Source organism: Nostoc sp. (genome assembly GCF_036917675.1).
GTDB lineage: Bacteria > Cyanobacteriota > Cyanobacteriia > Cyanobacteriales > Nostocaceae > Nostoc.
In genome coordinates this window covers 1-6,403 of the sequence record NZ_JBALCT010000035.1, presented here as the reverse complement: position 1 = coordinate 6,403, position 6,403 = coordinate 1, and the positions used below count along the sequence as shown (strand labels likewise).

Genomic DNA, 6,403 nt, shown 5'->3' with positions numbered 1-6,403 from the left:
ACTCATTTGCTCACGAGGTGCTGATGTCTTCAAATTTCAGCTTAAGCCTTGTGAGCTTTCTTACAAAAGCCCCCACTTTTAAAACATCCTCTAAGTAGCAACACAGGCATAATGCTAAAAATATTACTGTCTAAAAATTTTATCTACTTAATGACTCCTAACATGAAACCTATTTTCTTGACTGCCTTGATTGCCGCTACAGCTACCTTGACCGGATTAGTTTCCAAAGTAGAAACTGCATCTGCTGCTGATTTTACTTGGAATAATGCCTGGACTCAACCAACGATATCAAGTAAGTCTGCAACTGGTTTTAACGACACTCCTTTTCAACAATTTGTCCAAAAAGAAAGCGTTGCCATCGCGAACAGCGGACAATTTAAATTAGACCCTAGTAAATTAAACCTAAAATACGACCACGATGTATCTGTTTACTTTATTAATGAGGGTGCTAGTTATAGAAACCAGTTAGCCTTCAATGCCACAGGAACTACTAACAAGTCTGGGCTGCTTTTTAAGGATGCTTCTTGTGACGGAGTTGGCTGTGTAATGGGCGGGGGCGCTAGTGTACTAAATTTAGGTGATGGCGTCAAACTTGGTAATGTTACCGCAGGTACTCAACTCGACTTCTTTTTGAAAGCTGATGGTTTGAACCATCCCACTAACAATATCTTTGGAACTCAAACTGCCTCTAATGCTGACGGACTACAGCACGCAGTTGCTTATGCTTACAATAACTACATCCTCCTGGCATTTGAAGATTTATACGGAGGTTTACACGCTACAGGTGGGTTGAACCAAAATTCTGACCGTGACTTTAATGATCTTGTCGTCGTTCTTGATATCGGCGAGGCAAATGTTAAAGCGCTAATTGGTACTAGTGTTCCTGAACCATCTGTTACTCTGTCGATGTTTGCTGTAGGAGCAGTTAGTATGTTTGGATTGCGTCGTCGCCGTCAAACTCGCAATTCTAACTAAACTTTGAAACCTTGTTAATATAGGGTGCGTTTAGTTTCATTGGAAAATAGTAAGTGATTAATTGCATTTTCACCCGTACACTTCTACGGGTGAATTTCGTGTATAGTGGCATTTATATTTTATCTACCCCGATCGCGTTCTAAGTCATCAATTACTTTTTGCAAATACCACTCGTCTGACATCCCTGGATAATAATCCTGCTTCTGCTGAATCAATCGTTCGCCAATTTCCCAATATCCCCCAACCATTCCTAAAAGTCGCTGACGTAGCAGGTTATATTTTTGCTTTTTTGACTCTGGACTAAATTTCTGGCTTTTTTCTAGGCTACTTAAAACTTGTTGGTAATTTACCCAGTCTTCTTGTTCACAAAAGATACTCGCCGCCCGTTGATAATCTTCCAGAGCATTTTGCATTTCTTCTAAACAAGTATAGGCAATGCCGCGATTGTAGTAAGCTTGAGCATCATCAGGATTTATTTGCAGCGCTTGGGTGTAATCTTGAATTGCACCGAGATAATTGCCCATTGTCCGATAGGCATTCCCTCTGGCAATATAGACTAAGGGATCTTGTGGTTGCATCTGAAGTGCTTGGTTAAGATCCGCGATCGCACCTTGATGATCTCCCAATGCAGAACGGGCTTTACCTCGGTTGCGATAGACAATGGCATCTTGAAAATTTAATCGCAATGCTTGATTAAAATCTGCGATCGCTTCTCGATAATTCCCCATTTTACAACGCACAACCCCACGACAGCAGTAAGCTTGGGCATCTTGCGGATCGGCTTTTAATACCCAGTTTAAATCGGCGAGTGCCTCTTGAGTATCTCCCTTTTCAGCCTTTTCTAATAATTGCGTGAAATATTCATTTGTGGATAAAATTGGCGCATTTGGAGAAAGTGATTGCTGTACAACAGGTAATTCTGGGGATTGTAGCTGTTTAATTCGTTCTAGACACAGACGACAATTCTCTTTATCCTGTTGCTCTAGATATAATTGTGCAGCCTTTTTAAAATTAGCGATCGCATCTTGAATAGAACCCTGTTTCCGCCGCACCATCCCCCGCAGATTATAAGCAGCAGCATAATTGAGATTGAGACGAATAGCGCGTTCAACATCCTCTAGCGCCCCTGGCAAATTTTTCAGCGCCACCCTTGCTAATGCACGACAATAATATGCCTCTACACTCTCAGGATTATGCTTCAGGGCTTCAGTATAATCTGAAACAGCCTTCAGGATTGCTCCTGAATCATAATGTGCCAAACCCCGTTGCAAGTAAGCTTCAGTAAAGTAAGGTGTCACTTCTAAAGCATGGTTAAATTCTTCAATTGCTCCAGCGTAGTCTTTTCGCCTAGCCTTTTCCAATCCTCTATTGTAGAATTCGTCAGTCATGGCATTTGTTTTGTTGATTCAGTTAGTTGAATTTCAGTAGGCTTCCTTCGTAGCCTAACCTATCCACTCACCCTTAATATTCTAAGTATTCAGCGTGGCTTTGCTTCATTTTGTATTTTCAGTGAATTAAAACGAATACACCACCCTAAGAGGATGTTTTAAAAGTCTTTGGGGAATAGAATTCGCTACTACACAAACTCTCGTTCACCGATCTGGACTAATGAAAAAATTAACAAGGTAAATAAGCTCCTTGTTCTTAACCTGCGGAGATAGGTTTTGTCTGTATAGCCAAGCCAGTGCAATTTATAATCGCCAAGGCAAGTAATAAATTAGACCCGGTTATTTCCAATTCCAAATAAAAAAGCTGGGGAAATGACTACATTCAATTCCCCATATCTCGTAGATTGTAAAATATTTACAGTTAACTAGAATTATTCTGAAAGCAAGCTAGGAGAAGTTAGTACAAAAACATCCCTACTTCCTTGAGCGTCAGTCTGTGGTTTTATGGGAGTGGTAAAGTGGAAAAAATCATGGTCATTAACCAATAATAGTTCTCCCGGATTTAGAATTTTGCTAAACACAGGCTTTTCTTTTTTGGCTGTATACAAATGTGTTTCTGCACCTTCAATATTATCTCTACCTACTGAAAATATGCCAATAAAATCAGTACCATCTTGATGTATACCTTCAGGCGCTGGATTACCCAAATTATTTGGCGAACAAATAGTTCTAATTTGATGAACTCCGATTTCAGCTTCAGGATGGAGTTTACAAGAATCACTAAATGCTAAGACAAGATTTATAAAAATATCAAGTTCTATGAGTGCATCATCTAATTCTGCAAACTCTCTTTTTACATCACCCACTAATGGATTATACTCTTTACTTTGAAAAAGGTAGCCATGAGGTAATTTGATTAACTGATTTTCAGCTACTGTGAACCGAGATAATCTTCTCGAACGATAGTTGCCTTTGATATAAGGGTCAATAGGCATATTACTAAAAAATGGCTTGAAACCTTCTGGATTGATCGAATTTACCTTTCTTAGAGTAAACAGAAAAGCATATTCTAATTCCGTTGCTGTCCACACTTTTTGCATAGGATTTACCTCCTTGCACGTTGAAATTCTCCCAGATTTTTCTTTATGGGAGGTCTTTATGGGAGGCTTATAACACCTAGTATATGCTAGTCTTTATTAAGATATTGTTAATTTAACTACAAAAGTTGATACTTTATGATATGTAAAGTTGCTCAAATTCTGTCACAAGGCGGAGTAATGTTCATGGGTATATGAGTAGCTGCTGAAAAGATTTGCTGATGGGGTTCGGTGGGGAAGAAATCGACGTATATTTACTAGCAGCAACAAGGTTCCATAATGATTGAGTGGCTTTACCGTTACCCGAAGCCGGGTAACTTTAATCTGCTACAATGCTTTAATATCAGTTCTATAAAAACTGGTTTCCACTATTTGAGCATTAAATGAGCATCATGGTAAATAGTAGCAAAACACCAACTGGTAAGGCTAAGAAGGGACAGGTAGCGGTAAGGGTTGACTCAGGGAGTGTCAAAGCTTGTTTCCCCAGGTCGTACTGCAACAAGGGACAGATAAAGCTAGCTACGGGTATCTCACTAGTTGATGGATGGGAAAGTAAGGCTAGCCAGTTGCAGAGACGATTGCAGATAGAACTTGAGGAGGGGAAGCTTGACGACGGTGAGGGGAACTTTGACTTGGGACGGTATCAGGAAATTTTAAAGGAGTACGGGTTACAGGCAAGGTTGAGGCTAGTGAAGAGTGAGTCTGTTACCAGTGATGACCAATTGCCACCTAAGCCCGAACTGTCCCTGATGGAAATCTGGGATATGTATTGTGAGTACAGGAAACAGGGGTTAAGAGAAACAACTTATGAGAGAAAATTTCAAGGACAGTACAAAAGCTTTGTTACCTCAGCTATCGAGGCTACTAAATCAGAGGATACAGCCAAAATTAGAAACTGGTTAGTTGAGAATAGGAATCTAGAAACTGTAAAAAGAGTACTAGCCTACTTATCGAAAGCTTATCAATTAGGGATGAAAAATAGACTATTGACTCATAACCCATTTGAGGGGATGGCTGAGGAGATAGTTAATAGAGGGGCGCAAGGTAAAACTCAGGATGATGTTGAAATAGAAACGGATAATGATGTTTTAGATAGAACAAAAGCTTATACATGGGATGAGGTACAAGCAATATTAGGGCTTGCTGATAATAAACCACACTGGTTTAACTTTCTCAAGTTCAAGTTTCTCACTGGATGCCGAACGGGTGAAGCAATAGCTCTTATGTGGTGTGATGTTGAATGGGATAAAGAGAGAATTATGATTAGGAGAACTTATGACGGAAGAATTAAAAAGTTTTACCCATTGAAAAATGATAGAACTTACAAAGGTGAAGAAACTAGACGGTTTCCAATGCCTAAAGACGGTGAACTGTGGAATCTTTTAAAATCAATTCCACAAGGTGCGCCGAGCGAAGTTGTTCTTAAATCGAAAGGTAAAAAAATAATTGATGATAGTGTTTTTTATTATTTTTGGAAAGGCAGCAAGGGAACTATTTCTAAAAAGGCAAGCAAAGGAATTATCTCTACATTAATAGAACAAGGTAAACTCACGAAGTATCTATCGCCCTACAATACACGGCATACTTTTATCACTCATGCTGTTTTTGACTTAGGAATAGATGAGAAGATAGTTAGTGTTTGGTGTGGACATCAAATAGAAGTCTCGAACAAGCATTACCAGGATGTAGCTATCTTTGCAGGAAAAACCAACCCAGAGTTACCAGCTACCACTAATCAGCAGGTTCAGCAACAGGCAGAGATTAACTTGCTAAGGGAACAGATGAGACAGCAACAGGAACTCATCGATAAGCTACTTCAGGACAGAGATAAATAAACCTTATCATTCACCCATTGAAATAAGCACTCAATGGGTTTTTTAGTCTCTATCTCTCCTATGTCTTAATTTACTTGGAGTAAATTAAAATGCTTGAGAGATGGAGACATATTGACTCCTATATTCACCTTCATTAATCAGCTTCACTTATACCCCTACCAAAAAGGGAGACAGTTATCAACTTATCTCCCTTACTTATTATTTATATATATATATTTTTTTTCAGCCAATCCCCCTCAGTGAGCAGTCAGGGTTGAAACCTCCTCTGTTCTAACTTATTTATTTAGTTATATTCCATCCATTACCCCTATTACTCTGTTAAGTCAATAGTAATACCTAATTTAAATTTGTCAATAAAAAAGAGTTAGAAGTTTTCTAACCCTGAGTGTGATTACATTTCAATCATGATTATACTGTAGCTTCAGAAAAGTCTAAATAATACTCCTTACCAACTTCAAAAAATTCTACTGCATTCGGATTAGTAATTGTTACCTCAAGTTTCCCTTGTGGTGTATATTTCCAAAACTTTTTATTCTCCTCATAGTCATCGATTACAGGGCGTAATTTTACCTCTACTCCATCGAAATCGGCAAAGCGTGATACTGATGCAACTTGAAATTTAGCTCTCATTTGAATACCCTTTTACTACTGTTATTCCAACATACTCTATACATTATTTTTGTCTAACAAGTTGTTGAACAACTTTAAAAGGCTCTCTCTATTGACATCTATTGCTTTTTCCAGTTTCTCTAACTCTTCTTCTGTTCTCTCCCATTTATGTTTTATTTGGTCTGTCACCCCGTTGATCGCAATCAAGTTAGCGTCTTTATTGTTAACATAATCTTGAGCGTGAATGTCGAATCTTTTATCTAGCGAACTCATATCTTTCGATAAAATCCTTACCTCTTGAATCATTGCAACATGAGAATTTAAATCTTCTTTAAAGCCTTTAATTTCGGAGGTAATTTCATTGAATTTGTTCACCATCTTAATAGCGACACCTACCAAGGTTGACAGGGTAAGCGCATCTCAAACCCTATTGACAAGAAGCATTTGAAGCATCATGATGGTGTGATAGACAAGCAGCAAGAATCGTCAACATATAGTT

The 6,403-nt window shown here is 38.6% G+C and carries 6 protein-coding genes; 2 read left to right on the top strand and 4 right to left on the bottom strand.

Annotated features, from left to right (window positions below; all coding sequences use genetic code 11):
* Positions 1-150 precede the first annotated feature (150 nt).
* Positions 151-975 carry a DUF4114 domain-containing protein gene (locus V7K31_RS12295; protein WP_335094623.1) on the top strand — a complete coding sequence of 275 codons (825 nt, stop codon included), beginning with the start codon at positions 151-153 and terminating at the stop codon, positions 973-975.
* Between the two features lie 119 nt (positions 976-1,094).
* On the opposite strand, the gene V7K31_RS12290 is transcribed toward V7K31_RS12295, so the two are convergent.
* Together V7K31_RS12290 and V7K31_RS12285 are read right to left on the bottom strand one after the other, a co-directional pair.
* Positions 1,095-2,363, bottom strand: a complete 1,269-nt coding sequence (locus V7K31_RS12290; RefSeq protein WP_335094622.1) for a tetratricopeptide repeat protein — start codon at positions 2,361-2,363, stop codon at positions 1,095-1,097.
* Between the two features lie 431 nt (positions 2,364-2,794).
* Positions 2,795-3,463 (bottom strand): 2OG-Fe dioxygenase family protein, encoded by a 669-nt coding sequence (locus V7K31_RS12285; protein ID WP_335094621.1) that lies wholly within the window; start codon positions 3,461-3,463, stop codon positions 2,795-2,797.
* Between the two features lie 389 nt (positions 3,464-3,852).
* On the opposite strand from V7K31_RS12285, the gene V7K31_RS12280 reads away from it, so the two are divergent.
* Positions 3,853-5,295: a tyrosine-type recombinase/integrase gene (locus tag V7K31_RS12280; RefSeq protein WP_335094620.1), complete on the top strand. Its 1,443-nt coding sequence runs from the start codon at positions 3,853-3,855 to the stop codon at positions 5,293-5,295.
* 408 nt (positions 5,296-5,703) lie between these two features.
* Here V7K31_RS12280 and V7K31_RS12275 read toward each other — a convergent pair whose 3' ends face one another.
* Positions 5,704-5,925 carry a hypothetical protein gene (locus V7K31_RS12275; RefSeq protein WP_335094619.1) on the bottom strand — a complete coding sequence of 74 codons (222 nt, stop codon included), beginning with the start codon at positions 5,923-5,925 and terminating at the stop codon, positions 5,704-5,706.
* Between the two features lie 36 nt (positions 5,926-5,961).
* A complete protein-coding gene (locus tag V7K31_RS12270) occupies positions 5,962-6,303 on the bottom strand; it encodes a hypothetical protein (RefSeq protein WP_335094618.1) in 342 nt (113 codons plus the stop codon).
* Positions 6,304-6,403: the final 100 nt, after the last annotated feature.